Origin of the sequence: Halomonas sp. I1 (assembly GCF_032334135.1) — a bacterium.
Taxonomy (GTDB): Bacteria; Pseudomonadota; Gammaproteobacteria; order Pseudomonadales; family Halomonadaceae; genus Halomonas.
Genome location: NZ_JAVXUS010000013.1, coordinates 69,619 through 96,332 on the forward strand (window position 1 = coordinate 69,619; position 26,714 = coordinate 96,332).

Annotated in this window: 32 protein-coding genes; 19 read left to right on the plus strand and 13 right to left on the minus strand. The window is 63.4% G+C overall.

The window, feature by feature from the left end; translation table 11 throughout:
• Positions 1 to 10: 10 nt before the first annotated feature.
• The 7 genes from RSO41_RS13540 (at position 11) to nadB (ending at position 6,294) form a co-directional block, all read left to right on the plus strand.
• Positions 11 to 868 (plus strand): DNA adenine methylase, encoded by an 858-nt coding sequence (locus RSO41_RS13540; RefSeq protein ID WP_315619675.1) that lies wholly within the window; start codon positions 11 to 13, stop codon positions 866 to 868.
• A gap of 16 nt (positions 869 to 884) precedes the next feature.
• A complete protein-coding gene (locus RSO41_RS13545; protein WP_315619676.1) occupies positions 885 to 1,466 on the plus strand; it encodes a hypothetical protein in 582 nt (193 codons plus the stop codon).
• On the plus strand, positions 1,463 to 1,867 hold the full coding sequence (locus tag RSO41_RS13550) for a hypothetical protein (protein WP_315619677.1): 405 nt from the start codon (positions 1,463 to 1,465) through the stop codon (positions 1,865 to 1,867). The genes RSO41_RS13545 and RSO41_RS13550 overlap by 4 nt, the downstream gene beginning before the upstream one ends.
• 74 nt (positions 1,868 to 1,941) lie before the next feature.
• Positions 1,942 to 2,265 (plus strand): helix-turn-helix transcriptional regulator, encoded by a 324-nt coding sequence (locus tag RSO41_RS13555; RefSeq protein ID WP_315619678.1) that lies wholly within the window; start codon positions 1,942 to 1,944, stop codon positions 2,263 to 2,265.
• Positions 2,266 to 3,049: 784 nt separating this feature from the next.
• The gene (locus tag RSO41_RS13560; RefSeq protein WP_315619679.1) at positions 3,050 to 3,361 is read left to right on the plus strand and encodes a hypothetical protein; all 312 of its coding nucleotides are present in this window, start codon (positions 3,050 to 3,052) and stop codon (positions 3,359 to 3,361) included.
• Between the two features lie 214 nt (positions 3,362 to 3,575).
• Positions 3,576 to 4,733, plus strand: a complete 1,158-nt coding sequence (locus RSO41_RS13565) for an FUSC family protein (RefSeq protein ID WP_315619680.1) — start codon at positions 3,576 to 3,578, stop codon at positions 4,731 to 4,733.
• The gene (gene nadB / locus RSO41_RS13570) at positions 4,714 to 6,294 is read left to right on the plus strand and encodes an L-aspartate oxidase (protein ID WP_315619681.1); all 1,581 of its coding nucleotides are present in this window, start codon (positions 4,714 to 4,716) and stop codon (positions 6,292 to 6,294) included. The genes RSO41_RS13565 and nadB overlap by 20 nt, the downstream gene beginning before the upstream one ends.
• Before the next feature lie 42 nt (positions 6,295 to 6,336).
• Here nadB and RSO41_RS13575 read toward each other — a convergent pair whose 3' ends face one another.
• Complete coding sequence (locus RSO41_RS13575) at positions 6,337 to 6,735, minus strand: hypothetical protein (RefSeq protein ID WP_315619682.1); 399 nt, start codon at positions 6,733 to 6,735, stop codon at positions 6,337 to 6,339.
• On the minus strand, positions 6,695 to 6,988 hold the full coding sequence (locus tag RSO41_RS13580) for a succinate dehydrogenase assembly factor 2 (RefSeq protein ID WP_275288282.1): 294 nt from the start codon (positions 6,986 to 6,988) through the stop codon (positions 6,695 to 6,697). Before RSO41_RS13580 ends, RSO41_RS13575 begins: the two co-directional genes overlap by 41 nt.
• A gap of 177 nt (positions 6,989 to 7,165) precedes the next feature.
• Here RSO41_RS13580 and RSO41_RS13585 point away from each other — a divergent pair, with 177 nt between their 5' ends.
• From RSO41_RS13585 to lapB, 3 genes are read left to right on the plus strand one after another with little or no spacing between them, the layout of a single operon-like run.
• Entirely contained in the window at positions 7,166 to 7,534 is a 369-nt protein-coding gene (locus RSO41_RS13585; RefSeq protein WP_315619712.1) for an integration host factor subunit beta, read from the plus strand.
• Between the two features lie 55 nt (positions 7,535 to 7,589).
• Positions 7,590 to 7,895: a lipopolysaccharide assembly LapA domain-containing protein gene (locus tag RSO41_RS13590; RefSeq protein WP_275288281.1), complete on the plus strand. Its 306-nt coding sequence runs from the start codon at positions 7,590 to 7,592 to the stop codon at positions 7,893 to 7,895.
• 1 nt (position 7,896) lies between these two features.
• A complete protein-coding gene (lapB, locus tag RSO41_RS13595; protein ID WP_315619683.1) occupies positions 7,897 to 9,078 on the plus strand; it encodes a lipopolysaccharide assembly protein LapB in 1,182 nt (393 codons plus the stop codon).
• A gap of 20 nt (positions 9,079 to 9,098) precedes the next feature.
• Here the strand turns inward: lapB and pyrF are convergent, their stop codons facing one another.
• Positions 9,099 to 9,800 (minus strand): orotidine-5'-phosphate decarboxylase, encoded by a 702-nt coding sequence (gene pyrF / locus RSO41_RS13600; RefSeq protein WP_315619684.1) that lies wholly within the window; start codon positions 9,798 to 9,800, stop codon positions 9,099 to 9,101.
• 221 nt (positions 9,801 to 10,021) lie between these two features.
• Here pyrF and RSO41_RS13605 point away from each other — a divergent pair, with 221 nt between their 5' ends.
• Complete coding sequence (locus tag RSO41_RS13605) at positions 10,022 to 10,354, plus strand: ComEA family DNA-binding protein (RefSeq protein ID WP_315619685.1); 333 nt, start codon at positions 10,022 to 10,024, stop codon at positions 10,352 to 10,354.
• A 48-nt stretch (positions 10,355 to 10,402) separates the two neighbouring features.
• On the opposite strand, the gene RSO41_RS13610 is transcribed toward RSO41_RS13605, so the two are convergent.
• Positions 10,403 to 11,164: an SDR family oxidoreductase gene (locus RSO41_RS13610; protein ID WP_315619686.1), complete on the minus strand. Its 762-nt coding sequence runs from the start codon at positions 11,162 to 11,164 to the stop codon at positions 10,403 to 10,405.
• Positions 11,165 to 11,306: 142 nt separating this feature from the next.
• Between RSO41_RS13610 and RSO41_RS13615 the strand changes: the two genes are divergently transcribed.
• The 6 genes from RSO41_RS13615 (at position 11,307) to RSO41_RS13640 (ending at position 15,746) form a co-directional block, all read left to right on the plus strand.
• Complete coding sequence (locus RSO41_RS13615) at positions 11,307 to 11,828, plus strand: FxsA family protein (protein ID WP_315619687.1); 522 nt, start codon at positions 11,307 to 11,309, stop codon at positions 11,826 to 11,828.
• A gap of 203 nt (positions 11,829 to 12,031) precedes the next feature.
• Positions 12,032 to 12,325 carry a co-chaperone GroES gene (locus tag RSO41_RS13620; RefSeq protein ID WP_013332630.1) on the plus strand — a complete coding sequence of 98 codons (294 nt, stop codon included), beginning with the start codon at positions 12,032 to 12,034 and terminating at the stop codon, positions 12,323 to 12,325.
• A gap of 60 nt (positions 12,326 to 12,385) precedes the next feature.
• Positions 12,386 to 14,035, plus strand: a complete 1,650-nt coding sequence (groL, locus tag RSO41_RS13625) for a chaperonin GroEL (RefSeq protein WP_315619688.1) — start codon at positions 12,386 to 12,388, stop codon at positions 14,033 to 14,035.
• A 225-nt stretch (positions 14,036 to 14,260) separates the two neighbouring features.
• Positions 14,261 to 14,995, plus strand: coding sequence for an RNA methyltransferase (locus RSO41_RS13630; protein ID WP_315619689.1), 735 nt, complete (start codon positions 14,261 to 14,263; stop codon positions 14,993 to 14,995).
• Between the two features lie 275 nt (positions 14,996 to 15,270).
• Positions 15,271 to 15,621 carry a phosphate-starvation-inducible PsiE family protein gene (locus RSO41_RS13635; protein WP_315619690.1) on the plus strand — a complete coding sequence of 117 codons (351 nt, stop codon included), beginning with the start codon at positions 15,271 to 15,273 and terminating at the stop codon, positions 15,619 to 15,621.
• The gene (locus RSO41_RS13640) at positions 15,588 to 15,746 is read left to right on the plus strand and encodes a phosphate-starvation-inducible PsiE family protein (protein WP_315619691.1); all 159 of its coding nucleotides are present in this window, start codon (positions 15,588 to 15,590) and stop codon (positions 15,744 to 15,746) included. The genes RSO41_RS13635 and RSO41_RS13640 overlap by 34 nt, the downstream gene beginning before the upstream one ends.
• 3 nt (positions 15,747 to 15,749) lie before the next feature.
• Here RSO41_RS13640 and RSO41_RS13645 read toward each other — a convergent pair whose 3' ends face one another.
• The 9 genes from RSO41_RS13645 to RSO41_RS13685 form a co-directional block, all read right to left on the minus strand.
• Entirely contained in the window at positions 15,750 to 16,718 is a 969-nt protein-coding gene (locus RSO41_RS13645; protein WP_315619692.1) for a branched-chain amino acid transaminase, read from the minus strand.
• 12 nt (positions 16,719 to 16,730) lie between these two features.
• Positions 16,731 to 17,837, minus strand: a complete 1,107-nt coding sequence (locus RSO41_RS13650; protein ID WP_315619693.1) for a class II histone deacetylase — start codon at positions 17,835 to 17,837, stop codon at positions 16,731 to 16,733.
• Positions 17,834 to 18,775, minus strand: a complete 942-nt coding sequence (locus RSO41_RS13655) for an ornithine cyclodeaminase family protein (protein ID WP_315619694.1) — start codon at positions 18,773 to 18,775, stop codon at positions 17,834 to 17,836. The genes RSO41_RS13650 and RSO41_RS13655 overlap by 4 nt, the downstream gene beginning before the upstream one ends.
• A 1-nt stretch (position 18,776) precedes the next feature.
• Entirely contained in the window at positions 18,777 to 19,133 is a 357-nt protein-coding gene (locus tag RSO41_RS13660) for a RidA family protein (protein ID WP_315619695.1), read from the minus strand.
• 16 nt (positions 19,134 to 19,149) lie between these two features.
• Positions 19,150 to 20,202, minus strand: coding sequence for a histone deacetylase family protein (locus tag RSO41_RS13665; RefSeq protein WP_315619696.1), 1,053 nt, complete (start codon positions 20,200 to 20,202; stop codon positions 19,150 to 19,152).
• 23 nt (positions 20,203 to 20,225) lie between these two features.
• Positions 20,226 to 21,503: a TRAP transporter large permease gene (locus RSO41_RS13670; RefSeq protein WP_315619697.1), complete on the minus strand. Its 1,278-nt coding sequence runs from the start codon at positions 21,501 to 21,503 to the stop codon at positions 20,226 to 20,228.
• Complete coding sequence (locus tag RSO41_RS13675) at positions 21,500 to 22,045, minus strand: TRAP transporter small permease (RefSeq protein WP_315619699.1); 546 nt, start codon at positions 22,043 to 22,045, stop codon at positions 21,500 to 21,502. The genes RSO41_RS13670 and RSO41_RS13675 overlap by 4 nt, the downstream gene beginning before the upstream one ends.
• 86 nt (positions 22,046 to 22,131) lie before the next feature.
• Positions 22,132 to 23,208: a TRAP transporter substrate-binding protein DctP gene (gene dctP / locus RSO41_RS13680; RefSeq protein ID WP_315619700.1), complete on the minus strand. Its 1,077-nt coding sequence runs from the start codon at positions 23,206 to 23,208 to the stop codon at positions 22,132 to 22,134.
• Between the two features lie 146 nt (positions 23,209 to 23,354).
• On the minus strand, positions 23,355 to 24,125 hold the full coding sequence (locus tag RSO41_RS13685; RefSeq protein WP_315619701.1) for an AraC family transcriptional regulator: 771 nt from the start codon (positions 24,123 to 24,125) through the stop codon (positions 23,355 to 23,357).
• A 286-nt stretch (positions 24,126 to 24,411) separates the two neighbouring features.
• Between RSO41_RS13685 and RSO41_RS13690 the strand changes: the two genes are divergently transcribed.
• Both RSO41_RS13690 and RSO41_RS13695 read left to right on the plus strand, forming a co-directional pair.
• Positions 24,412 to 25,587, plus strand: a complete 1,176-nt coding sequence (locus RSO41_RS13690; protein WP_315619702.1) for an alcohol dehydrogenase catalytic domain-containing protein — start codon at positions 24,412 to 24,414, stop codon at positions 25,585 to 25,587.
• Complete coding sequence (locus tag RSO41_RS13695; protein WP_315619703.1) at positions 25,584 to 26,648, plus strand: proline racemase family protein; 1,065 nt, start codon at positions 25,584 to 25,586, stop codon at positions 26,646 to 26,648. The genes RSO41_RS13690 and RSO41_RS13695 overlap by 4 nt, the downstream gene beginning before the upstream one ends.
• Positions 26,649 to 26,714 lie beyond the last annotated feature (66 nt).

Sequence of the window (26,714 nt, forward strand, 5' to 3'; positions counted from 1 at the left end):
GGAGAGACGCATGATTCCACCAGTCCTGCGCTATCACGGTGGCAAGTGGCGCATGGCCGACTGGCTGCTATCGTACTTTCCGCCGAGCAGCGCTTACGACACCTACATTGAGGCATTCGCAGGTAGCGCCAGTGTCCTAATGCGCAAAGCACCCAGCACGTTCGAGATCTACAACGATCTGGATGGTGAGGTCGTCAACGTATTCCGCGTATTGCGTGATCCTGAGCAGCGAGACCGCCTGACCGAATTGCTGACCCTTACACCATATGCTCGCGACGAGTTCGAGTTAGCCTATCAGCCTCACGACGACCCCGTTGAACGCGCCCGTAGAACCATCTTCCGGGCATTCTCGGGTTTCGGGTCCGCAGCAGTCACCAAAGGTCGCACTGGGTTTCGGAGCTTCTCGGGCTCTAGCGGCCGAGGCGTCAACCCAGCCCACTACTGGAGTCGATACCCGGCGAACCTCGCGGCATTTGGCGAGCGCCTAAGCGGGGTTGTGATCGAGAACCGTCCGGCCCTGGACGTTATACTCGAGCGAGACCATCCCCGCTCGCTTCACTATCTTGATCCGCCCTATCTGCACGCGACTCGAGCGATGGGCCAGGACAAGTCCACCTACCGCCACGAGCTGACCACATCCGAGCACGAGCACCTACTGCAGGAATGTCGTCAGCTCGAGGGTTTCGTCGTGTTGTCCGGCTATCCCTCAGATCTCTACCGAGACGTGCTGACAGACTGGACGATGATCACTCGAGATTTCGCAGCCAGTGGCCAGAAAGGGACCGTGATCAGGACCGAATGCATTTGGCTCTCCCCTCGCGTTGTGGAGCACCAACACCAGGGCGACATGTTCGCCATGGCCAACTGATCGATGGAGCTGACCCATGCCAAAGCGAAACCGCAACCGCAAGCTCACCCAACGTCAGAAGAACACCATGGCCTCCCGGTCGCAGCGGGCAGTGAGCGCCGTCTACATCTACCGACGCGGAAGCTGGGAACAAGGTGGTGATGACGACCCAGGTGACCGATACGGCTTCCTGGCCCCAGTCCACCCGGGCAAGCGCCCGACAGTATTGCGGATGGCCCACCTGGCCCCGCAGCACTGGGAAATTACCTGCATCGTCTACTGCCGAGCACAAGACGGTAGCAAGTATCGCGAGTTTGCCTCGACGCGGACCAGCCAGAGATTCGCCGCTTGGCTCGAGCGACGGGACGAGAACGGCAAGATCGTTCATGACGAAGACGGCCAGTCCATCTTCGACGACCAACTGACACCCATCATTCGCGACACCATGGAAGCCGCCGAAGCTGGCTGCAACCCGAACCACATCGCTGATCGAGGCGTCATCTTGCGCCCCTGGTCACGCAACTGGCCCAGCGTCATCCCGGTGCTCAAGCGTCTGCGTGATGAGCTGGATCTGACCGATGGCGAGATAGAGGAATTTCAGGAATGGGAAGCTGCATGAAAGATGACGCATACGAGCTACTCGCCCAGCGATACGCCGAGCTCGAACAGGAAAAGGCCGAGTTGGCCGAGCTACTCGATCGAGCTGAAACAGAGCGCGACGCGCTGGCGGCGCATCAAGCCGACCTGGTACGCGAACTGACCAGTTGTCAGGCCGTGCTCCATTCCCTCGCCCACTCCGGTGAGGTGACATCAGCGTATGCCGATGACGCCAAGGCAGTGCTCACGAGGACCAAAGACATCTCCCTCGCACGCCGGGATGCCGAGCTCATCCTATGGCTGGCAGATGGCCTAGAAGCGGCCGAGGCCCCAAGCGCTGAGAGTGGTGACATGTGGGACGCCAGCCAATGCGCCGACTGGATCCGCGAGCAGGCCGATACTGCCGAGCAAGGTGAATCATGACGGCAGCATTACAGAACGCGACCCGCGCGCCGATAGTGTATCGGAACACCAAAACACCGCCCCAGGGAGCCGCCATGAGCATCGACGTACCAGCCGAGCCACTCGCCGCCCGTATCACTCGGCTCAGGAATGAAGCCGGTCTCACCAAAGTCGAGCTCGCACGAAAGGTCGGCGTCTCTGACGTCGCTGTCGCCTACTGGGAGTCCGCCGCAATCAGCCATATCGGGCACCACAACCTGATGAAGCTCGCCCTCGTTTTCGATGTCACGGTATCTGAGCTTCTGGATGATCCGCTACTACGCCGGAGGGACGCCCAGGTGGCCTCGCATGCGTTGGCAAACCACGCCAAGAAGGTGGCGCGGGAGGAAGCGAAACGCACCTCTTCAGGAGGCGAGTAGCCCAGTCCTCTCAATCCTCACCGAATAACGCCGCCCACTGAGGCGGCGCTTTTTTTTCTAGCCCTTTTCATTATATAGGAGGAGATCATGGCCGTTGAGCAGACAGACGATCCACGCTATGTGCAGATAGGAAAGCGCCGGGCAGCAGCCATTTGTGGCGTCAGTACCAGCGAGTTCGACCGCCTCCGCCGTGAGGATCCCCGATGCCCCAAGGGGTTCAAACGCACTGACGCTCGTAATGCCACTGTATTCTTCCGACTAAGCGACGTTTATCGGTATAGTAGCGAGCTGATGGACGAGGCCGGGTAACTCCCCGGCCTTTGAGCATTTTGTACCCTCACCTGTACCCTAACTGTCTAAAAAGGCCTAAGAACACCGTCATATAGCCTCCGTTAGAAGTAGACTCCGGGGCACCAGCGCACGCCATGCCGAGCACCTCGGCCTCCCCGATATCCATTGCCCTGACACAGTCCTGAGACCGACCTTTTCGGTTCGCTTGCCCGATTCCGCACTCGTCATGCTTTTCCCCGACGCCCTTGCGCGCTACTCTGCATCAAGTCGCCCATTAGGGGAAACACTGAACAAATGCCTGCGCATGCAAATCGCTGCGTTGTGCGGTGCTCGAAAGCTCGCCTAACCTCATGTTATGTCTCGCTTTCTGTGCTCCTGACGCCTTGCGCTTCACTATGCTCGGCTATTTTTCAGCATTTCCTTGGAGGCGGCCCAGGCGCTGACGAAAAAAACGACGAACAGCGCCGAATAACATGGAACGTAGGGGGACAACATGAAGCCATGGATCGCTGGGGCACTCTGCCTGGCGGTGGCAACGAGCGTGCATGTCATTGGACAAGGCAAGGACCAGACCGAGCAGTGCGACAGGGTATCCAGCCTCGCCGAACAAGTGATGCAAGACCGTCAAGCAGGCACCTCCAAGGACAGCCTGCTGAACCGCCTCGGCCAAGCCTCCACCACGCGCCGCCTGATCGATATGGCCTTCGAGCAGCCTCGATACCACACACAGACGATGCAGGACCGAGCCCGGCAGGAGTTTTCCCTCTCCTATTATCGAGACTGCCTGCAGCGCGCTGACTCATGACCACAGCAACTCGCCTCGACGAGCGGATTCCCTGATCGCATCCATGCTAGAATATGGCGCAACTCGCCCAGGCAACACGGCAAGCCCATGATCTTGAAGAGAATTGCATGACAAGCGCAGCCCCGTTCTCTCACGGGTCAAGACATCGCCATATGACCATGCGCACCGGCCCTACCCAGGCGCACGCCCGGCAACGTGATGGGGCGGCCTCGCCATGATGCTGGCGCGATTGCGCGACCCCTACTTCACGCACCGCCACCGCCGAACACTTCATGTCATGCGCGTCGCCCTGGCGCTCTGCATCACCTTCGGTATCATCCAGCTCTTTGCCATCCCGCACAGCGGCTGGGCACTGGTTAGCACGGCGATGGTGATGGGCAACCTGCCCCACATCGGCGGCGTGCTAGACAAGGGGCGGCAGCGTCTGCTCGGCACCATTCTGGGGGCCTTGTGGGGCCTGTTGCTGATCCTGCTGCCCGACCGCCTGTCCTTGCTGGTACCGCTCGGCAGCCTGCTGGGTATCGCCGTTGCCACCTGGGTGACCTTTGGCAAGCGTTATGGTTATGGCGGCCTGATGTTCGCCATCACGCTACTGCTGGTCGCCGGGGGTGGCAACCATGACCTCACCGTCGCCTTGTGGCGCAGCTTCGATGTCCTGCTGGGCACCCTGATCGGCATCGCCGTCACTATCCTGGTGCTGCCGCACAAGGCCACCGACATGCTGCGCTTCATGCTGGCCGACAACCTCGACCGTATGGCACGACTCTTTCATGCGCATACCTCGGCCACCTCGGCCCCGGACCTCGATACACGAGAGCTGCTGAAGCACTGCAGCGGCCTGCTGATCAAGCAACGCGGCCTGGTCGACGCCATTCATCGCGAACGTCGCCTGCGGCGCGGCGAACTCGATGACCTCATTTCCCTGCAACGCCGGATGCTGTCTACCATCGAGCTGCTGCTGGAGACCCACTGGAATACCCGAGCCGGTCATGAGCGCATCGATGCGATGCAGGGCCTGCGTGATCAGCAACACACCCTGGCACGCAACCTCGGCACCCTGGCCTTCCAGGTCCGCACCGGTCACCCGGTCGATGTCGACATACCGCCTTTCGAGCTCCAGCGCCACGCGGAACTCGCCGGCGATGCCTATGCAGAGGATGGTCGCAAGCTGTTCAGCCCTAGCGGCTACCTGTGGCTCAATCGCGAACTGGCCCGCTTGAGCGGCGAACTGATCGAACGACTCGGTGGCCTGGAACGCCTCCCCAGCCGCCGTCTACGCAAGCGTGCCCGGCGCCGTGGCCTTGAGGCCCCGCATCGGGACAAGGCTCGCACGCCCCATCAAGGAGAGTCGGATGACCGAGAGCCATCATGACGTGCTGATCATCGGCGGCGGCGCCGCTGGCCTGGCCCTGGCACTGGAGATCGCCGATCGACGCGCCGTGACCCTCTTGCAACCCACCCCGGACACACGGGGCGCCAGCCGCTGGGCCCAGGGCGGCATCGCCGCCGTGCTGTCACCCAGCGACGATGTCGACGACCACGTCGCCGATACCCTGGTGGCCGGAGACGGGCTCTGCGATGAGGCTGCCGTGCGCTTCACGGTGGACCAGGGACCCGCTGCCATCGCCTGGCTGCTTTCCCTGGGCGTCCCCTTCACCCCGGACCCCGACCCGAGTGCCGGCTACCCCTACCACCTCACCCGGGAGGGCGGCCACGGCGCGCGCCGCATCATTCACGCCGATGATGCCACCGGCCGAGCGGTAATCGAGACCCTGGAACGCCATGTCGGCACACACGCCAATATCACGGTACGCCACGACCTGAGCGCCATCGCGTTAATCGCCGACACTGCCGGCCACTGCCGGGGCGCTCGCTGTCTCGACGAGGCCAGCCAGCTTCATGTTCTGATGGCTCGGGACACCGTGCTCGCCACCGGCGGTGCCAGTGGTCTGTACCGGCATACCACGAGCCCTCACCCCGCGAGCGGCGAAGGCATGATGATGGCCGCCGAACTCGGCGCGGAATTGATGAATCTAGAGTTTCAGCAGTTCCACCCCACCTGCCTTTACGACCCACAGGGGGCCCCCTTCCTGATCAGCGAGGCGGTCCGTGGCGAAGGTGGCTACCTGCTCGGCGCCGGTGGCGAACGCTTCATGCCGAACATCGACCCACGGGCCGAGCTCGCCCCACGAGACATCGTGGCCCGCGCCATCGACACCGAGATGCAACGCAACGGCCTCGATCACGTCTGGCTGGATATTCGCCACCTGGGCGAGGAAGCGATTCGCCACCACTTCCCCACTATCCACGCCCACTGTGCCTCTCGAGGCCTCGATCTCGCCCGCACGCCGATCCCGGTCGTACCGGCCGCTCACTACAGCTGTGGCGGCGTCAGCACCGACCTCTCGGGCGCCACCACGGTACCTCGCCTGTATGCCATCGGCGAGGTCGCCTGCACCGGTCTGCATGGTGCCAACCGCATGGCCAGCAACTCCTTGCTGGAGTGCCTGGCCTTCGCCCGAGGCTGTGCGCGCCACCTTGCCGAGCGGCACTCCGACAGTACCGCCCCCTTGATCGAGCACCCACAAGGGACAGCGCCCCCCTCACGCGAGATGATCGCCGAGCTAGGGGATGCCCTGCGCAACGTGATGAGCGCCAGGGTCGCCATCGTGCGCAGCGATGCGGGGCTTGCCGAGGCGGCTCGACGACTGGCCGAGCTCAGCGAACGCTACACCGCCCACCTGGCCCGGACGGCGCCGGACCCCGACGCGGCAAGCCTCTGGCATGCGCTTCGTCTGGCGAGATTGACCGTGGCCAGCGCACGGATGCGACGTGAATCGCGCGGCCTGCACCACAACCCGGACTGCCCCCTGCACGCCGACGCCGCCCCGTCGCCATCACGCATTTACCTGAGTGCCCTGGAGGCAAGCTGAGGGCGGTCGGGCAGAATCCGCAAAGGCCGTAGAGGACAAGACTCAATCAAGCGACAGCAGGACGCGACGTACCTCGCGAAGCCTGGCCGGCTCGGCGCTGTCCGGCCACAGCCAGAAGCGCTTCCGGTCACCACGCAGCCCGATCAACCATGGACCCAGATAATCACAACGCAGGTCGATCTCGCGCCAGCCATCATGGGGGCTGTCGCGCCAGCCCCAGGCAGGCGGCGCCCCATCCCGCGGCATGAGGCATAACTCACCGTATGGCATGCCTCTCAGGACACGTGCCAGTACACCGGTGACGATCAGAGCACTCGAGACAGCCAGCCAGGCCGGAGCCCACCAGCCCAGCACTCCAATCACGCCGACACCCAGGCCGACGTGGAGTCCCACCGACAGCCTAGAGACCGCGATGGGCAGTATTATCGGTGGTCTCGGCATGCTCGACGATCATCTTCACGATACGCCGACGCTCGGGCTCCTCGGGCCAGTCGCGACGCATCAACCAGAAGAACAGATCCTGATCCTCCTCGCCGATCAAGGTGCGGAAAGCCGCTTGATCCCTCTCATCGAGGTCGTCATAGCGCTGTTCGAGAAAAGGCACCAGCAGCAGGTCGAGTTCCCACATGCCGCGCCGGGAATGCCAGTAGAGACGCTTGCGCTGGGCGCTCGCGGCGGACGCATCATCGTTCAAGGTCGGCCTCGTTGCATCGAGTGAGTGTTCTCACAGTATACCCGAGGCTGGCCGACGCAAGCAGCATGGCAACATCCGTTCAGCTCGGCCAGGAATTCGCAAGCAACAAACGCACCACCTTCGCCTGGCCAAGGTCCCCGCTTGTGTCTAAGGTTGTAGTGCGTTGTTTTATCGAGAATTGCACAGTATGCTGGAGCAAACAATTCACTCGGCACAAGTCGACCCCGCCGGGCATCACGGAGAGAGCCGATGACCAAGTCCGAATTGATCGAACAGATTGCCATGCGACAGCCGGAGCTGTCGGTCAAGGATGTGGAAACCGCCGTGCGCATGATACTCGACGATATCACCGGCACCCTGGCCGATGGCGGTCGAGTGGAGATTCGCGGCTTTGGCAGCTTCTCGCTGCATTATCGCGAGCCTCGCATCGGACGTAATCCCAAGACCGGCGACCCGGTCGCGCTGAATGGCAAGTTCGTGCCACACTTCAAGCCCGGCAAGGAGCTGCGCGAGCAGGTCGATGCCAGCCGCGCCCTGGGCTACTGAACATCGGCCATTGCCCGGCTGACCACTCTCAACCATTTGACACGGGAACAAGCACATGCGTTGGCTCAAAGGCCTGATCATGGCCATCATCCTGCTGGCGGTGTTGCTGGTCGGCATCCTGTTTGCCGTCAACAACCAGCAGGCCCTGCCCCTCAACCTGGTCTGGGTCGAACTGCCCGCGGCCTCGCTGTCCGTCTGGCTGCTGGCCTCGCTGGCCATCGGCGTGCTGCTGGGCATGCTGGCCATGAGCGGCGTCTACCTGCGCCTGCGTGCCCTGCTGACCCGCGCACAACGCCACAATCAGCAACAACGCAAGGAACTCGACCGGCTACGCATCCAGGAGATGAAGGAACTCCCCTGACATGCCCGACGTTCTGCTGCTAGCCCTGTTGTTGGCAGCGGTCGCCATCGGATGGTGGCTGGGCCGCCGTGAACGCCGAGGCACCAGCGCGACGGGATCGTCGCCTACCCTGGCCCGGGATTACTTCGTGGGGCTCAACTACCTGCTCAATGATCAGCAGGATCGAGCCATCGAGACCTTCATCGGTGCCCTCGAGGTCAACAGCGACACCATCGAGACCCATATCGCGCTGGGCAACCTGTTCCGCAGCCGCGGCGAGGCCGACCGCGCCGTGAAGGTCCACCAGAACCTTCTTGCTCGCCCGACCCTCTCCGGCGACCAGGGAGACCGTGTCCAGCTGGAACTCTCCCGCGACTTCCTGCACCTGGGGCTGCTGGACCGCGCCGAGCGCCTGTTGCAAGGCCTGGTCAAGGATGCCCAGAGCGACGAGCTGCGTCAGTCGGCCAAACGGCTTCTGGTCGACCTTCTTGAACGCGAAGGAGAGTGGCAGGACGCCCTGGACGTCGCCCTGCCAGCGCTGGTCCGGCAATATGACGACATTCGTCGCGCCGCTGCCCACTGGCTCTGTGAACTGGCCGACACGGAACGCCACTCGGCAAGCCCCGTGCTGGCTCGCCGGCATCTCAAGCAGGCCTTGTCGACCGATGGGCGTTGCGTGCGTGCCAACCTGCTGCTGGCCGACATGGCCCTGGATACGGGCCAGTATCGACAAGCCATCCGTCTACTGAGTCGCATACCGGATCAGGACAAGGCTTTCGTTCCCACCATGCTGGAACCCTTGAGCCGCGCTTATCGACTGTTGGACGACGAGACCGGCCTTATCCAGCATCTCGAGTCACTGCTGGACAAGACCCCCTACACCAGCGTGATCATCCTGCTGGCCGAAAGCCTGCGCCGCCATCATGGCGACGCCAACGCCGCTTTGGACCTGGTGGCTCGACAACTCAACCGCGAACCCAGCCTGGGTGCCGTCGATTATCTGATGCGGCTCTATCGCCAGGACACCGCCGCTCACGATGAGCGCCTCGATCTCCTGCAACACCATACCGGCACCCTGCTCAAGGCCTTTCCTCGCCATCGATGCCGCCGCTGCGGTTTCAGCGGTGAGCAGCTCCATTGGCAATGCCCGCGATGCCGAAGCTGGGGCACCACCAAGCCCATTACCGGCATCGAAGGCGAATAGGCCTCATCTGCCACTTATCATTACCCAAGGGCAAGCTCACGCTCGATGGCCACCAGGGCCGCCATGGGATCACTAGCCTGCGTGACCGGTCGCCCCACCACCAGGTGCGTACTCCCTGCCGACATGGCAGAGGTTGGCGTCATGATACGACGCTGATCGTCGGCGGCAGCCGTGGCCGGCCGGATGCCCGGTGTCACCTTGAGAAAATCTGGCCCGCACGAGTCGCGCAACGTCTCGGCCTCCAGGGATGAACAGACCACACCATCAAGTCCGCAATCCCTGGCCAGGGTCGCCAGGCGTGTCACCTGCTGCTCGGCCGAGGTCGTAACCCCCACTTCGGCCAGATCCTGGTCATCCATGCTGGTCAGCACGGTCACCGCGATCAGGTGGGTCGACAAGGCATGCTGCTCGAGGCGCTCACGAGCGGCCTCCATCATCCGACGACCGCCGGCGGCATGCACATTGACCATCCATACGCCCTGTTCGGCTGCCGCCTGCACAGCACCCGCCACCGTGTTGGGAATGTCATGAAACTTGAGGTCAAGAAATACCTCGAAACCCCGCCCATGCAACGCTTCAAGCACATCGGGACCGCTTCGGGTGAACAGTTCCTTGCCGACCTTGAGCCGGCAGCGCGCCGGGTCGAGCCGGTCGGCCATGCACAGGGCGGCATCCAGCGATGTGTAATCGAGCGCAATGATCAAGGGGGAGTCGGTCGACACGAGTGGCTCCTGGGCTGCGAGGGGTGATCCGAGGCAGTATATCAGCCATTCACCTCACCGCACCTGGCCGATCTCGCGCATCTCGTGTCCTCGATCTCCGTACCATCATTTCTGCTTTCACCTACGCACGCATCGGGCCGCCGGCACTAGCTTGAAGCATGGGCATATCGCCCTCTCTGCCCATTTGGCTATCAAGCGACAAACGTCACGAGGAGACCGGCATGCATACCGACATCAAGGGATTGACCGCCAGCCTGGGCCTGGCACTACTGCTGGGCATCGCGCCCCTCGCCCTGGCCGAAGACGCCACCGACCCCGCCACGACCGAATCCACCACGACATCCGACAGCGCCAGCCAGATCGCCCCCGTCGACATCAATACCGCTGATGTCGCCCTGCTCACCGAACTGCCCGGTATCGGCGACGTCAAGGCCAACGCCATCATCGCCGAGCGAGATGCCAATGGCCCCTTCGAAAATGCCGACGACCTGACCCGGGTCAAGGGCATCGGGACGGCAACCGTTGACGCCCTCGAGGATGATGTCACTTATTGACGCCCGCGCGACGTCACCGGCCGGGCCGGTGACGTCGACACGACCTCTCTACAGGCGTAGCCCTCCATCACATTCCACTATCCGACCGCTGAAGTAATCATTCTCGAAAATGAAGGCCACGCTTTCGGCAATGTCTTCGGGTTGCCCCAGTCGCTTCAAGGGAACCCCCGACGCGATGCGTTCCAGCATGTCCTCGCGGATCGATGCGGTCATCTCCGTCTCGATGAACCCCGGCGCGACACCCCCGACCCGGATGCCATGACGTGCCAGCTCACCGGCCCAGGTCACTGTCAGTGCCGCCACGCCGGCCTTGGCCGCTGAATAATTGCTCTGCCCTCGATTACCGGCCCGGGAGATGCTGGAGATATTGACGATCACGCCTTCCCGTCCCGCCTCGATCATGCGGGCCGCCGCTTCACGTCCGCACAGAAAGACCCCGGTCAGATTCACATCGATGACGCTCTGCCATTGCGACAGCGACATGGTGCTCTCCACCCGGCCGTCCCGAGCCTTGACGAGCATGCCGTCGCGAACGATACCGGCATTGTTGACCAGGCCATCGAGATGGCCGAGCGATGACTCGATATCGGAAAACGCCTCGCGCACCGAGTTTTCCTCGGCGACATCGGTCACGAATCCCTGTGCCTTGATACCGGCATGCGCCAGGCTGCCCAGCGCCTCATCGAGTCGCTCTCCGTCCATGTCGAGCAATGCCAGGGTCGCGCCGCGGCGTCCCAGCCGTTCGGCCATTGCCAGGCCCAATCCCTGTGCACCGCCGGTGATGGCGATGATCCTGTTGTCGAGTTGCATGCGCGCCCTCCAGTTGGATGAATCAATATCGATGTCAGAGTCTACGTTGCCCACCCAACGACGGCATCCCTGGTATTGACCGGTATCTTGATTTTTCGCCTCTCGCCCCCATGTCGTGGTCAATCGCCATACTGGAGTCACCATGCCTTTTCTCGTCATCTTTACCGTTTTCGCGTTGCTCGACTTCATCCTGCTGTTCTCGGTCGGCAGCCAGATCGGGCTGCTGACCACTCTGGCCCTGGTATTGGGCACCGGTTTCATCGGCCTGCACTTGATCCGCCGCGAAGGCGTTGCCACCTTCGCCCGAGCCCAGGAGCGCATGGCACGGGGCGAAGTCCCGTCCGGTGAACTGCTCACCGGTGCCGCGCTGATCTTTGGTGGTGCCCTGCTGATGGCCCCCGGCTTCCTGTCGGACACCCTGGGCTTCATGTGCCTGATCCCCGATGCTCGACGACTGATGGGCAAGCTGCTCGGCAAGCTCGGCCTGCGCATGGGCGGTGTCCATGTCCAGGGGGCCGCTTACCGGTCCCGCGACAACGCTGACGCCGACTGGCAACAGGCCGGCACGCACCAGCGCGAGACGCATGGCACGCATTCCGGAGACGCTTCCGGCACCCCGCTCGAGGGAGATTTCATCGAGCGCGACGAGTACCACCGCCGTTGATGAATTTTTTTGCCGCCGGGGGCTTGAAAGACGTCCAGCAAGCCCCACTTATCCGACAGCAACGAGTTCCGATCCCGGTTCGCCGGGGTCTTTCACACGGAAGGCGAAAGCCGCCTTCACCCCGCGGGGCCAACCGCGGGTGGATGATGTCAACCGCCGCGGCAGCGACGCCCGGCACAGCAACCATCAGGAGAACGTGAGCAATGAACATCCGTCCCTTGCACGATCGCGTCGTCATCCGTCGCGTTGAAGAAGAGCAGAAGACCGCAGGCGGCATCGTGCTCCCGGGCAGTGCCCAGGAAAAGCCGACTCGGGGCGAAGTGCTCGCCGTCGGTAACGGCCGGATTCTGGAAAGCGGCGATGTCCGTCCGCTCGACGTCAAGGTCGGCGATACCGTGATCTTCAAGGAAGGCTTCGGCGTCGAGAAGCAGAAAGTCGACGGCGAAGAAGTCCTGATCATGAGCGAATCCGACATCCTGGCCGTCGTCGAGGGCTGAGCCGCGACGCCGAACACGCTCGAATTCTGACGTTCACGAACTCACAGGAAGCATACGAAAATGGCAGCGAAACAAGTCAAGTTCTCCAGTGATGCACGCACTCGCATGGCGAAGGGCGTCGACACCCTCGCCAATGCCGTCAAGGCGACGCTGGGCCCGAAAGGTCGCAACGTGGTGCTGGAAAAGTCCTTCGGCGCACCGACCGTGACCAAGGACGGCGTGTCTGTCGCCAAGGAAATCGAACTCAAGGACCGGTTCGAGAACATGGGCGCGCAGATGGTCAAGGAAGTCGCTTCCAAGACCTCTGATGTCGCGGGCGACGGTACCACCACCGCCACCGTGCTGGCCCAGTCCATCGTCACCGAAGGCCTCAAGGGCGTCATCGCCGGCATGAACCCGATGGACCTGAAGCGTGGCATCGACCAGGCCGTCGACGCCGCCGTCAAGGAAATCGGCGAGCTGTCCGTGCCGTGCACCGACTCCAGCGCCATCGCCCAGGTCGGCACCATCTCCGCCAACGGCGACAAGCGCATCGGCCAGATCATCGCCGACGCCATGGAGAAGGTCGGCAAGGAAGGCGTCATTACCGTCGACGAAGGCCGTGGCTTCGACGACGAACTGGATGTCGTGGAAGGCATGCAGTTCGATCGCGGCTACCTTTCGCCGTACTTCGTGACCAACCAGGACACCATGGCCGTGGAACTGGAAGACCCGTTCATCCTGCTGGTGGACAAGAAGGTCTCCAACATCCGCGAGCTGCTGCCGACGCTGGAAGCCGTCGCCAAGGCCGGCAAGCCGCTGGTCATCATCGCCGAGGACATCGAGGGCGAAGCCCTGGCGACCCTGGTGGTGAACAACATGCGTGGCATCGTCAAGGTTGCCGCGGCCAAGGCGCCCGGCTTCGGCGATCGCCGCAAGGCCATGCTGCAGGACATCGCCATCCTCACCGGTGGCACCGTGATCTCCGAGGAAGTGGGCCTGGATCTCGAGCAGACCACCCTGGACCACCTGGGCACCGCCAAGCGCGTGACCATGTCCAAGGAGAACACCACTATCATCGATGGCGCCGGCAAGGACGGAGACATCGAAGCTCGCGTCAGCCAGATCCGTGCTCAGATCGAGGAAACGTCCTCCGACTATGATCGCGAGAAGCTCCAGGAGCGCGTCGCCAAGCTGGCCGGCGGTGTTGCCGTGATCCGCGTCGGTGCCGCTACCGAAGTGGAGATGAAGGAGAAGAAGGCTCGCGTCGAGGACGCCCTGCACTCCACTCGCGCCGCCGTCGAGGAAGGCGTGGTGCCCGGCGGTGGTACCGCCCTGATCCGCGTTCTGACCAAGATCGCCGGCCTCAAGGGCGAGAACGAGGACCAGACCCACGGCATCGCCATCGCCGTGCGCGCCATGGAAGCCCCGCTGCGTCAGATCGTCGCCAACGCTGGCCAGGAACCCTCCGTGATCCTGAACCGCGTCAAGGACGGTGAAGGCAACTTCGGCTACAACGCCCAGACCGGCGAGTTCGGCGACCTGTTCGAAATGGGCGTGCTGGACCCGGCCAAGGTCACTCGCAGCGCCGTGCAGTCCGCTGGCTCCATCGCCGGCCTGATGATCACCACCGAGTGCATGATCGCCGACGACCCGGACGAGCAGGACTCTGCCGGTGGCGGCGACATGGGTGGCATGGGCGGAATGGGAGGCATGGGCGGCATGATGTAATCTGCCCCCTGCCCCAGGCCTAGCCTGAGACAGCCCCTCGCCGGGAGACCGGCGGGGGGCTTTTTAGCTTTAAGCCATAAGCCGTAAGCTATAAGACGATCCTGATCGGACCATTACCCGGGCGCATGACTTGAACCCTGGGGGGGGGCTTACAGCTTATAGCTTACGGCTTACCGCTTTTACCCACTCAATACACTACGCCCTCATCTCGCATAGAACCGACCCATGCTATCGAACATCCGCATCGTTCTCGTTCAGACCTATCATCCCGGTAATATCGGCGCCTCGGCGCGGGCCATGAAGACCATGGGCCTCACCGATCTGGTACTGGTCAATCCTCGCTGTTTTCCCGACCCCGAAGCCTCCCGACTCGCCGCCGGCGCCGAAGATGTCGTCGACAAGGCCCGTGTCGTCGGCTCGCTGACCGAGGCGGTGACCGACTGCGTACAGGTGGTGGGCGCCAGTGCGCGGCTACGCAGCTACCCCCTGCCCCACTACGACGAGCCTTCGGAAATGGCCGCCAGCCTGATCGACAACGCCAGGGATGCCCCGGTAGCACTGGTCTTCGGGCGCGAACGCTTCGGCCTGACCAACGACGAGATCCGCGACTGCAGCCACCAGGTCAGCATTCCTGCCAACCCGGACTATGGCGTGCTCAATCTTTCCCAGGCCGTTCAGGTGCTGGCCTACGAGACCTTCGGTGCCTGGCGCCGTCGCCCCGACAGCGATTACCAGGCCCCCCGTCACGCTTCGGTACCGCTTCCCACGCGACAGCAACTCGGCCACTTCCATGACCACCTTTCGCGGGTCATGCAAGCCAGCGGCTTCATCACTCAACCCCATGCCCGTACCGAAGAGCAGTTGCGCGCCCTGTTCGACCGTGCGCAGCCCACAAGACGCGATATCTCGCTGCTGCGCGGCCTCTTGAGTTCACTGGAGCAAGGCATTCACGACGAATGAGGCGCACGGTCAGCGAACCGTCACCGAAACGACACGTCGATGTCATCTCGGTGCGCGACAGTAATCCTGTCCGAGGATGGGACCAGGCAAGGGACACTGCCATTGTCGCGCCAGGGACGCTACGGGGCAGGACGCCCTTCAGGGACACCGGCATCAGGACGATGCCCAGGGAGGATGAGGATGGCTCGCCACGGTGACGATCACCGTGGCGTTTTTCTTGGTGGATTTCGGCGCATGATGGCAGAGTGCTGTTCAGGCCAATCAGGAGAGACGCCATGAGCACGGACCCTGAGACTTCCCGGGAGCAACGCCATCAGCTCGTCCACGACGAACTCCCCTCTGAACACGACGACCCGTTGATCCGCACCCTGCATCGTGTCATCCGCATTGCTGTCAAGGTGCTGGCTGTCCTGATGGTGCTGGTGATTCTCTGGGGCGTCTTCGACGTCATCTACGTCCTCTACCAGCTACTGACCTCCCCGCCTTTCCTGCTGATGGAAGTCAGCGATATTTTCCGGCTATTCGGCGCCTTCATGGTGGTGCTGACATCGAGATCTTCATCAACATCCGTCTATACCTCGGCACCAACGTCTTGCCCATCCAACTGGTCATCGCCACGGCGCTGATGGCCATCGCCCGGAAGGTGATCGTATTGGACATCAAGACCGTCTCGGCCGAGTACGTGCTCGCCATCGCCGCCGTGGTCCTGGCACTGGGCATCACCCACTGGCTCGTCACCCGAAAGCACTGACTCTCAGATGGGCGTCAGCCAGTCGCCGAATGCCGCCAGGTCATCGCCCAGCTCTCCTCGAGTGACCCGATGGTAGAGCCGTTGCAGGCGGGCAGTGACCGATTCGTCGGGAATGGGCTCGCCGGGGAGTGGCATCCCGGCCATCACTCCGACCCGTCGACCATCCAGCTCCCGCAACGGCAGGATCTCGGCGGCGGTTCCCGTCACGAAGGCTTCGTCGGCGGTATAGATTTCGTCGCGGGTGATACGCCGCTCCTGCACTTCCATGCCCAGTACCTCCCGGGCCAGTTGGATCACGCTGTCGCGGGTGATGCCCTGCAGACAAGAGGTGGTCTGCGGGGTATGCAGGACGCCGTCGCGCAGCAGGAAGACGTTGGCCGCCGAGGCCTCGGCCACATGGCCCTCGGTATCGAGCATCAGCGTCTCGTCGAACCCTGCCTTCACGGCACTGTTCAGTGCCATGATCGAATTCACGTAGTTGCCGTTGGTCTTGGCGCGACAGGCACTGACATTGACGTGATGCCGAGCCCATGACGAGGTAATGGCCCGCAGACCGATGGCCGCCGCCTCGGGGGAGATATAGGCCCCCAGGTCCCAGGCCGCGACCATCACATGCGTCGTCAGCCCCTGAGCACGAAGCCCCAGGCCCTCGGCCCCCAGAAACACCGTGGGCTTCAAGTAAGCATCACGCAGCTTGTTGCGGACCAGGCACTGACGCTGAGCCTCGAGCAGTGCTTCGCTATCGAACGCCAGCGGAATGTCGAGGATATGGGCACTGTCGATCAACCGACGCGTATGCGCCTCGGCTCGAAAGAGATGCGTGCCGGCCGGCCCGGCATAGGCGCGCACACCTTCGAAGCAGCCCATGCCATAGTGCAGGCTGTGAGTCAGCAGATGGGTCGTGGCCTCCCGCCAGGGCAGCCACTCGCCATCCAGCCACAGCCATCCATCACGATCATAAAGGGGCGTCATGCTGTCCTCTCCTCACATCTCGCTGTCGGAAAACCAGCGAGCGCACCAATCATCGATCATACCGCGCTGGTGAGGCTGCAAGGCCTGATAGCCCCAGGCGGCGATCTCGTCGTTCTGCGCATCGGGCACCGAAATCGCGCTGCCACTCAGCGCCTGTATCACCGCATGGCCGCAGAACGGCACATAGCCGTCCGAATAGCCGCCCTCGTGGACCATCACCAGTCGCCCGCCGCAAGTGCGTTCGGCCAGTGCCATCAGGTCCCGGGTCATGTCACCGAAGGCCCGACTGTTGAGCATCATCTTGCCCAGGGGATCCTTGGCGCAGGCATCGTAGCCGCAGGCCACCACCACGAGATCCGGCGCGAAGGCTTCGATGGCCGGCAACACCAGCGAACGCATGGCGTACTCATAGGCACCGAGGCCGCACCCCGGCGGTAACGGCAGGTTGAGATTGGTCCCGGCACCCTCGCCTGCCCCTTGCTCCTCGAAGGCACCGGTTTCCAGCGGATAATTGCCGTCCTGGTGCACCGACACGGTCAGTACCTCAGGGTCGGCATAAAAGGCGGCTTGCTGGCCGTTACCGTGATGCACGTCCCAGTCGAGAACCGCCACCCGGCGCACCAGGCCCAGTGCCCGAGCCCGCATGACCGCCACCGGGATATTGCCCAGCAGGCAGAAGCCGCGACCACGATCCGCTTCGGCATGATGGCCCGGCGGACGGCACAAGGCATAGGCATTATCCACTTGCCTTCGCGCCACCGCCTCGACGGCGGCGGCGGCCAGACCCGCGGATTGCCGAGCCGCCGCCAGGCTACCCGGCAGATAGGGCGCGCCCTCGCCGGCATCACCGCCCTGATCGCGATCTCCCGCGTCGAGTCGGTCTAGATAGGCCTCGGTATGGAAGCGCCGCAGGTCGCTGTTCTCGGCCGGACTCGCCTTGAGGACCTCGAGTTCATCGATCAGCCCCGAAACCTCCAGCAGGTTCTTCAAGCGTCGCTTGCTTTCCGGACTCTCGGACGCCGGCTGAGGCTGGCGAAAGTCGCCGAGCGAAGCGAAGACACCGATGGCCCCCGGGTCATGCCAGAAACAACGCTCATGCCAGAAAAACCCCGTACTCACTCGGTACCTCTCCGACCTTCCCAGACCGCGATGGCCGCCGCCAGGTCCTCCAGCGAGGCCCCCACCGACTTGAACACCGTGATGGCCTCGGAATCACTGCGCCCGCCCTGGCGACCCGTCAGCAACTCGGCAAGCTCCGCACGGATGTCATCGAACGCGAAGGCCCCCTCGTCGACCGCCTGATGGATGTCGCCCGCCTCGCCACGCGCACCGGCGTAGGTATCCACAAAGACCTCGCCACGCCGCAGGCATTCGCCATCGGTCTCGCGCATGCTGGGCCGAAAGGCGCCGATCAGATCGAGATGGGTCCCGGGCGTCAACCACTCGCCACGCACCAGCGGCTCGGTGGACAGCGTCACGCAACTGATCAGATCGGCTTCACCGCACGCCGCTTGCAGATCGGTGACCGCCTCGGTATCGAAGCGGTCGGCGTACGCCTCGGCCAGACAGCGCGCCTTGTCCGGCTGGCGTCCCCAGATGCGGACACGCCGGATGGGCCGCACCGATGCATGCGCCTCGATGACCATCGGCGCCAGCTTGCCGGTCCCCACCACCAACAGCGTCTCGGCATCGTCACGGGCCAGCTCGCGAGCGGCCAGCGCCGAGGCGGCGGCGGTTCGCCGACGCGTCAGCTCGCTACCGTCGATACAGGCCAGCGGGCGCCCATGGTCCCCCTCGCTGAGCAGATAGACCCCGGCGATTGCCGGCAGGCCATGGGCGGCATTCTGGGGAAAGACGTTGACCATCTTCACCCCGATGTAGCCGTCCTTTTCCCAGGCCGGCATCAGCAGCAAGGTCGCTTCGCCGTCATGACGGTGCATGGCATGGTGGTGGCGCGGAGGCGACTCCACACCCTGACGGAAGGTATCGGCCAACCGATCCACCAGGACAGGCCAGGCCAGGCTGGCAGCCACTTCCTCGGCGTCGATGATGCGCATATCACTCCTCCGGCAATGCCGCCACGACCATGATCTCGACCTTCCACTCGGGCTTGGCCAGTTGCGCTTCCACCGCCGCACGCACTGGCGGCCGACCCGGGGTCACCCAGGCATCCCAAGCGGCGTTCATGTCGTCGAACTCGGCCATGTCGCTCACCCAGATCTGGGCCGACACCAGATACGCCCTGGAGGTACCGGCTCGCTCGAGGAGGTCGTCGATGCGCCCCAGGACCTGCTCGGTCTGGCCACGCATGTCGGCACTAGCATCGCTGGGTACCTGCCCGGCCAGGTAGACGGTGCCGCCGTGAATGGCGATCTGGCTCATGCGGGCATTGCTGTCGTGATGGGTCAGGCTCATCTCGTTCCTCTCTGGATCATTGGTCGGCCCCCTCTCGGGCACCGGTGAAGCCGGCCATGAAGGCGGCCAGATTATGACTCAGGTGTTCAGTGGGATAGCCACCCTCCTGCACCAGCACCGTGGGCAGGTTGAGTGCGGCGAGCCGACGCCCCACCGCCATGAAGTCCTCGCTCTCCAGGGCCAGCCCGGCCAGGGGGTCGGCCTTGTGGGCATCCAGGCCGAGCGCCACCACCACAGCCTGGGGCGCGTAATCGTCGAGACGCCCGAGCAACGTCTCCAGGCTGTCGAGAAAGGCCGCACCGTCACTGCCCAGGGGCAGCGGCAGATTCACGTTGGCCCCTTCACCCTCCCCCTCGCCGGTCTCGTCGGCCCCGCCCCAGAAGAACGGATAGAAATCCGCCGGATCGGCATGCAGCGACCCGGTCCAGACATCCCGGCGAGCATAGAAGATGTCCTGGGTACCATTGCCGTGGTGCAGGTCCACATCGACGATGGCCACGCGAGCGAAACTCTCGCGCAGTACCGTGGCCGCCAGCGCGGCATTGTTGAGAAAGCAGAAGCCTCCGGCACGGTCCGGGCCGGCATGGTGCCCGGGAGGGCGGCACAGCGCATAGGCATGGTGTTCGCTGCCATTGACCGCCTCGGCCGCAGCCTGGGCCGTGGCCGCGCTGGCCAGGATACCGGCGAAGCTGTCGGCGGTGATCGGGCAGGCCATGTCGTGCAGGTGCCAACCCGCCTGGCCGACCGGATGGCGTGGATAATGATGGCCTCCGCCGCAGGGATGCACATTGGGCGCGACGATTTCGGCGGCATCCGGCAGCGCCTGCCAGCGCTCATGAATGGTCGCCAGGAAATCGAGATAGCGTGGCGTATGAATCCTCGCCAGGCGGGCCCTCAGGCGCTCGCTGTCGACGGTGCCGGGGGCGGTCAACGACATGCCGACATCGGCCAGCCCTTGCGCCAGCAACTCGGCGCGCACCGGCCCTTCCGGAGACGGGGCCGGCTTGCCCCGCAGCAGAAAACGCCCCGGCGCATGACGTTCCTGGTCCGGATGATAGAAAAGCCTCATGGACTGCCTCCTCGCATCGTCCCTCAGCCAAGCAGCGAGGGAATCCAGGTGGAAAAGAACGGGAAGGCCGCCAGAAGTACCACCACGGCAATGAAAGCGCAGTAGAACGGCAACGAGGCCAGGATCGCCCGTTCATAGGGCACCTCAGCGATGCGCGCCGCCGTCATCAAGGTCATGCCCACGGGTGGCGTGACGTTGGCGATGTTCAAGGTGACGATCATGACGATGGCGAAATGCAGCGGATCGAAGCCGAGCGACACCATGGCCGGAACCACTACCGGGCCGATCACCACCAGTGCCGGCAACACGTCCATCACCGTACCGAGCACGATCAGCAACAGACACACCAGCATGATCTGCACGAAGGGCACGTCACTCAGCGTGGTGATGAGTGTCGCGGCCTCCCGGGCGATGCCGGAGCGCGTCACGAACCAGCCGAGTACCGCCGAGGTCGCCAGCAGGAAAAACACCACGCCGGAGAACTTCACCGTGGTCACCAGGGCATTCCATACCTTCTTCAGGGTCAGGTTACGGTAGAAGACGAAGCCGATGAAGATCGCGTAGACGGCGGCGAACCCGGATGCCTCGGTGATGGTCGTCATGCCCGAGAGAATGCCGCCGAGGATGATCAACGGCACCAGCATGGCCGGCAAGGCCGAGAAGAACGCCAGGATGGCCACGCGAATCGACGTGCCCGCCTGCTTCGGGTAGCCCCGCTTCCAGGCCAGCACGATGCTGGTCAACAGCAGCGCCCCGGTCATCATGACACCGGGCAGGATGCCGCCGGCGAACAGATCGATGACCGAGGTATCGCGCAACAGGGTGGCATAGACCACCATCACCACACTCGGCGGAATGATCGGCCCGATGATCGACGAGCAGGCCGTGATGGCGGCGGCATACTCGGCATCATATCCCTGCTTTTTCATCTCGGGGATCATGATCTTGCCGATCGCCACGGTGTCGGTGATGGCCGCCCCGGTCAGCCCTGCGAAGAACAGCGATACCGTGACGTTGACATGGGACAAGGCCCCGCGAATGCGTCCAAACAGGGCATTGTTGAAGGCGATCAGCTTCTGGGTCAGCCCGCCCTGGTTCATCAGCTCGGCAGTAAAGATGAAGTACGGCACGGCGATCAGCATGTAACCGGACACCCCGGAGAACATGCGATCGGCGATGATACCGACAAGGCGCTCGCCGCCGAGCGAATAGACGCCGGCGACACCAGAGATCGCCATGACCACGGCGACCGGCGCACCGATCAACAGGACGACGACAAAAGCGATGATGGCAGGCGTCATGAGCGGGATTCCTCGTCCTGGCCGTGGATCGCCTCTTCGATCACCGCGGCCTCATCCGTGAAGTGCTCCAGCAGGCTGAAGCCATGTACCAGGTGCAACAGGAAGATGACACCGGCCAGAGGCACGGCAACGGCCGTCCACTTGCGCGAGATCTGGATGGCATCCGACACCATGTAGACCTGAGTGGCATTCTGGAAGAAGCTCCAGCCGTACCAGATCACCAGCAGCGAAAAGCACGCGATCACCACAAGTGTGAGCATGGCGGCGAGCTTGACCAGCGCCTCGGGCAGCACCCGCATCAGCAGCGTCATGGCGACGTGCTCGCCGGCATGCAGGGCGATGGTCGATGACAGCATGCCGATCCAGGGAAGAAATAGCCGAGCCAGCGAATAGGTCCAGCTCAGGGCGCTACCGGTGAACAGGGTATAAAGAAAGCCCGTGAAGGAAATCGTCAGCATGCCGAGGATGCAGATAACACAGACCACAACGGCGACCTGGTTGACGGCATCACTGAGACGGCGGGCCTGAGTCAATAGCGACATGATCGGTACCCGGATGAGCGAACAGAAGGGACGGTAGCCATGGCGGCGTCCAGCTCCGCCACGGCTACCGCTCGGCCTGGCGAGCCTTACTGGCCGTAACGCTGGAAGGCCTCATCCGGCAGGGAGTCGCGAAGCGCCTCCACCTTGGCCAGCATGTCCTCGACCAGTTGCTCGTCGGCACCGAAGTCCTCGACGATCCATTCCTTCCAGGCCGGACGAGCAATCTCGGCCATCCGCTGACGTTCCTCGGTGGGCATGATGTAACACTCTTCGAACAGCTCGCAGGATTTTTGCCAGCTGGCCGTGGCGAGCATCGCCGAAGCACCGTGACTCAGCGCTACCGCTTCCCTCGCAGCATCGGTGACGATGCGTTGATATTCTTCAGGCAGCTCCTGGAACCAGGTCTCGCTGACCACCCAGGACGCACTGTTGTAAACATGGCCGGTCAGGGTCGTGTAATCGGTCACTTCGTCCAGACCATAGGTGGTATTGATCACCGGCGCGTTGAACTGTCCATCGGCCAGGCCGGTTTCCAGGGCGGTAATCAGCTCGCCCCAGGGCAAGGGGGTGGCCGAGGCACCCAGCGCCTTCATGGTCGCCACATGGGCCGGGTTTTCCTCGGTACGAATATTGAGCCCCTCGAGATCTTCGACGGTCTTGATCAGACGCTCGTTGTTGGTGAAGGCCACGAAGCCGCCACCGTCATCGAAGGTGCCGAGATAGCGCATGTCGGCCGCCTCGATGGCACCGGACATGAAGTCCGCGAACCACTCGCTGTCGAAGAACGCCCAGGCCTGGCGCCAGTTGTCGAACAGAAAGGGCGCCGTGACGATCTGGTAGTCCTCATAGAAGGAAGACATCGCCCCGGAGGTGAGCACGCTCGATTGCAGGGCGCGCCCACCGGCCTGCACCTGCGAGCCGGTTTCGACCTCGGACCCCATTTGACCGCCGCCGAAGAGACTGACCGCCAGGTCACCGTCGGTTCGCGATTCGACCAGCTCCTTGAAGTGCACCAGTGCTGGATAGATGCTGTTGTTCTCGAGATTCTCGGGGATCAGGGTGGCGATGGCCATCTCGTGGGACTGTGCCTGAGCCTGAGCACTGGCCATGGCCATCGGCAAGGCGGCAAGCGCCGCCAGGCGAGCAAGTGAATTCCTCTGCATCGTATCGTCCTCGCGTTTTTGCTGTTGTTCTCGTTCGCCGGGAGCCGGCTCCCTGAACGAACCTCTATACAGCAATGTAGGAAGCGATACGCCTTCGCGCTTGCCTGCGAATGAGACATCCTTGCCCCAGGCTCACGAGTCTCGGCTCAACCCCGTTCGCTCGACGGCGATGCCTCGAAGGCGCGCCGATAAGCGCGCGAAAAGCTTCCCTGGTCACGAAACCCCACCAGGGCAGCGATCTGCCCGAGACTCAGGCCACTGTGATTGACCAGTGTCCGGGCATGCTCGAGGCGACGCTGCTGAACATAGGCCTGGGGCGTCATGCCGATGCATTCGCGAAAGCGGGCATGGAAATGTCCGACACTCAGTGCGCACTGAGCGGCCAGATGCTCGACGCGAATCTCCTCGGCCAGATGGCGATCTATCCAGTCATCCAGGCGGACCATGTCGAGCCGACCATCGCGCCCCGATACATACGCCTCCCCCTCCTCGGACAAGGGCTGCGACTCCAGGTGGAGATAGAGCGCCCGCAGCAACAAGGCGGCAATTTCGCTGTGCAGGGCCGGGCACGACTCTAGCTGCTGCATCAGGCTGTCGGCCAGACGATTGAGGCGCGGCGGCACACCGAAGAATCGCGGGCGGTCGAACAGCCGCTCCATTTCAGCGGCATCACGCAACGACGGCAGCGTGGCAACGGGAATATCCAGTACGAAGGTGCGGTTCCGCCCATCGCCCAGATACTCATGATGATGGGCACAGGGAATCAGGCAGCCTCGGCTGCCGGTGATCCGCTCGCCGTTGCCCTCGATGGACAGCTCGGTGGCCCCTCGCGTCGCCAGGATCAACTGATGATGCCCATGCGAATGGGCCACATGTTCGCGTGCGAGATTGGTAGCGCGTAGATCGATCAGCGACATCGCGCGGACCTCGGCATGATGGTGGTGAACACCTTCTCACCATGACGCCGTGCCGATATCAGTGCAAGCGACCCACGCCAGGCCCCGTCAACGCTTGGAATCCCTTGTCAACGCGATCGCGCCTCCTTCCCGCCGCACCGAAAAAACGTCCCGCCCGGCGCCTGAAAATCGGAAAAAAAACCCACTGGCCAACCTGCGGTTCTTTGCTATTGTCGGCGCTCTATACCACCCGCTTCACTTTTCCCGAACCTCCACCCACTCATGACCCAATGCGAGGAGCACGCCGATGGGCTTCACCCCTCTGCCGGAGACCGTCCCCACCACCATGTCGGCCATGTTGCTGACCGGACACGGCGACGTGGACCAGCTGGTCTACGACGAGTCCGTGTCCACGCCGCGTCCCGGTCCCGGCGAGGTGCTGGTGAAGGTCACCGCCACGGCCAAGAACAACACCGACCGCAAGGCGCGCGAAGGCCTCTACCCCACCAAGGACAAGGGTGAGGTGGCCTCCTTCGCCATGGGGGGCTCGCCGACCCTGACCTTTCCGCGCATCCAGGGCGCCGACATCGTCGGCCAGGTCGTGGCCGTGGGTGACGGCGTCGACGCATCACGCCTCGGCGAGCGAGGCTTGCTGGACTTCAATCTCTATGCCGACGAACGCCGCGACATCAACCTGACGCCGGACTACTACGGCCATGGCGCCGACGGCGGCTACGCCGAGTACGTCGCCGTACCGTCCGACCAATTTCATCACGTGCCCAACCCCGAGCTGAGCGATGCCGAACTGGCCGCCATGGGCATGTGTTCCTATCAGACGGCCTACCACATGATGACCTCGGCGGGCATCAAGGGCGGCGAGCGCGTCCTGGTCACGGGCGCCAGCGGTGGCGTGGGTACCGCCCTCATCCAGCTCTGCCGAATCGTCGGCGCCGTGCCCTATGCCCTGAGCCAGCGCGACAAGGCCCAGCCTCTGCTGGATCTCGGCGCCGAAGCGGTGCTCGATCGCTCCGACATGAGCGATTTCACCGAACAGGTCAAGGCCGTGACCGGTGGCGCCCCCATCGACGCGGTGATGGACCTGGTCGGCGGCGAGATGACGGACCGCTTCATCGACACCATGATCTTCGACATGAAGGCCCGCGCCAGCTACCCTCGGCTTTCCATCGCCGGCGCCAGCGGCGGCAACGTCAGCGAGATCATGTGGACGCGCATCTATCTCTACCAGGTGCAGATCTTCGGCGTCTCCCACGGTACCCGCGAGGAAGCCGAACAACTGGTCGCCTGGATTCGCGATGGCCAGCTCAAGCCGGTACTGCATGCCGCCTTCAAGCTCTCCGACCTGCACGACGCCGAACGCTACTTCGTCAATCGCGGCAGCAACTATCTGGGCAAGATCGTCATCGTGCCGGACAGCGAGTGGTCACGACACGGCGCCCCCCACGCCCTCGAGGGACACCAATGAGTCAGACACCCAGGCCACAGGAACTCGGTATCCGCCTGATGGACACCCACGCCGGCGGCGATGTCAGCCGCATCGTGCTCGGCGGCATCACTCCCTTGCCCGGCGATACCGTGCGTGCGCAGATGGAATACCTGCGCGACGACGCGGATGGACTGCGCAAGCTGCTCCTCGAAGAGCCCTACGGCATCCCCGAAATGTCGGTGGACCTGATCGTGCCGGCCAGCGACCCTCGGGCCGAAGCCGGCTACATCATCATGGAAGTGATGGGCTACCCCATCTACTCCGGCTCCAACACCATCTGTACGGCCACCGCGGTACTCGAGGCCGGCCTGGTTCCCAAGCAGGAGGGCCGGCAACGCTTCATGCTCGAGGCCCCCGCCGGGCTGGTGCAGATCGAGGCGCTGATCGAGAACGGCGTGGTCGAGGCCATCACCTGCGAGGGCCTGCCCAGCTATATCGACACCCACAAGGCCAGCATCCACGTGCCCTCGATCGGCGACGTGACTTATAGCGTGGCTTACAGCGGCGGCTTCTATGCCCTGGTCGATGCCACCGAGTTGGGCTTCATGCTGGTCGAGGAAGAAGAGCGTCGCCTCGCCGAATGCGCTCACAAGATCGTCGAGGCGATCCAGGCCGAGCGCGGTTTTTCCCACTACACTCTGGGCGATGTCGGCCCCCTGCCCTTCCTCCACTTCATGGGACCGGTGGAGCAAGTCGCCGATGATTTCTACCGCTCACGCTCGGCGACCTACGTTCACCCCGGCGTGATCTGCCGCAGCACCACCGGCACCGGCACCTCGGCCCGATTAGCGCTGATGAACCATGAAGGCCGCATCCGGCCGGGCGACAAGCTCGAGACGGTCTCCCTGCGCGAGACCGGCTTCATCGGCGAGTTCACCGGCACCCGCCAGGAAGGCACTCACCAGGTCGTGGAAAACACCATCACCGGCAAGAGTTATGTCCTGGCACGTTCCGACATCGTCATCAACCCCGAGGATCCCATGGTGAAAGACTGGAGCTTCCATCATATCCTCGGCTCACACCACCACGACGCCACCTGAACCATCGGCACCAGCCGGCGTGTTCTTACTCGCCCGGGTAGCCACACGGCCACCCGGCCACCATCA

Coding starts and splice junctions, on each gene's coding strand:
- RSO41_RS13655 (WP_315619694.1), bottom strand. CDS start 18,775: ATGCGCATCATCGACGCCGAGGAAGTGGCTGCCAGCCTGGCCTGGCCT.
- RSO41_RS13605 (WP_315619685.1), top strand. CDS start 10,022: ATGCATACCGACATCAAGGGATTGACCGCCAGCCTGGGCCTGGCACTA.
- RSO41_RS13620 (WP_013332630.1), top strand. CDS start 12,032: ATGAACATCCGTCCCTTGCACGATCGCGTCGTCATCCGTCGCGTTGAA.
- RSO41_RS13660 (WP_315619695.1), bottom strand. CDS start 19,133: ATGAGCCTGACCCATCACGACAGCAATGCCCGCATGAGCCAGATCGCC.
- RSO41_RS13685 (WP_315619701.1), bottom strand. CDS start 24,125: ATGTCGCTGATCGATCTACGCGCTACCAATCTCGCACGCGAACATGTG.
- RSO41_RS13675 (WP_315619699.1), bottom strand. CDS start 22,045: ATGTCGCTATTGACTCAGGCCCGCCGTCTCAGTGATGCCGTCAACCAG.
- groL (WP_315619688.1), top strand. CDS start 12,386: ATGGCAGCGAAACAAGTCAAGTTCTCCAGTGATGCACGCACTCGCATG.
- RSO41_RS13690 (WP_315619702.1), top strand. CDS start 24,412: ATGGGCTTCACCCCTCTGCCGGAGACCGTCCCCACCACCATGTCGGCC.
- RSO41_RS13635 (WP_315619690.1), top strand. CDS start 15,271: ATGAGCACGGACCCTGAGACTTCCCGGGAGCAACGCCATCAGCTCGTC.
- RSO41_RS13615 (WP_315619687.1), top strand. CDS start 11,307: ATGCCTTTTCTCGTCATCTTTACCGTTTTCGCGTTGCTCGACTTCATC.
- RSO41_RS13555 (WP_315619678.1), top strand. CDS start 1,942: ATGAGCATCGACGTACCAGCCGAGCCACTCGCCGCCCGTATCACTCGG.
- RSO41_RS13590 (WP_275288281.1), top strand. CDS start 7,590: ATGCGTTGGCTCAAAGGCCTGATCATGGCCATCATCCTGCTGGCGGTG.
- RSO41_RS13695 (WP_315619703.1), top strand. CDS start 25,584: ATGAGTCAGACACCCAGGCCACAGGAACTCGGTATCCGCCTGATGGAC.
- RSO41_RS13575 (WP_315619682.1), bottom strand. CDS start 6,735: ATGCCGAGACCACCGATAATACTGCCCATCGCGGTCTCTAGGCTGTCG.
- RSO41_RS13645 (WP_315619692.1), bottom strand. CDS start 16,718: ATGACGCCCCTTTATGATCGTGATGGATGGCTGTGGCTGGATGGCGAG.
- RSO41_RS13630 (WP_315619689.1), top strand. CDS start 14,261: ATGCTATCGAACATCCGCATCGTTCTCGTTCAGACCTATCATCCCGGT.
- dctP (WP_315619700.1), bottom strand. CDS start 23,208: ATGCAGAGGAATTCACTTGCTCGCCTGGCGGCGCTTGCCGCCTTGCCG.
- RSO41_RS13665 (WP_315619696.1), bottom strand. CDS start 20,202: ATGAGGCTTTTCTATCATCCGGACCAGGAACGTCATGCGCCGGGGCGT.
- RSO41_RS13550 (WP_315619677.1), top strand. CDS start 1,463: ATGAAAGATGACGCATACGAGCTACTCGCCCAGCGATACGCCGAGCTC.
- RSO41_RS13565 (WP_315619680.1), top strand. CDS start 3,576: ATGATGCTGGCGCGATTGCGCGACCCCTACTTCACGCACCGCCACCGC.
- RSO41_RS13560 (WP_315619679.1), top strand. CDS start 3,050: ATGAAGCCATGGATCGCTGGGGCACTCTGCCTGGCGGTGGCAACGAGC.
- nadB (WP_315619681.1), top strand. CDS start 4,714: ATGACCGAGAGCCATCATGACGTGCTGATCATCGGCGGCGGCGCCGCT.
- RSO41_RS13610 (WP_315619686.1), bottom strand. CDS start 11,164: ATGCAACTCGACAACAGGATCATCGCCATCACCGGCGGTGCACAGGGA.
- RSO41_RS13670 (WP_315619697.1), bottom strand. CDS start 21,503: ATGACGCCTGCCATCATCGCTTTTGTCGTCGTCCTGTTGATCGGTGCG.
- lapB (WP_315619683.1), top strand. CDS start 7,897: ATGCCCGACGTTCTGCTGCTAGCCCTGTTGTTGGCAGCGGTCGCCATC.
- RSO41_RS13540 (WP_315619675.1), top strand. CDS start 11: ATGATTCCACCAGTCCTGCGCTATCACGGTGGCAAGTGGCGCATGGCC.
- RSO41_RS13545 (WP_315619676.1), top strand. CDS start 885: ATGCCAAAGCGAAACCGCAACCGCAAGCTCACCCAACGTCAGAAGAAC.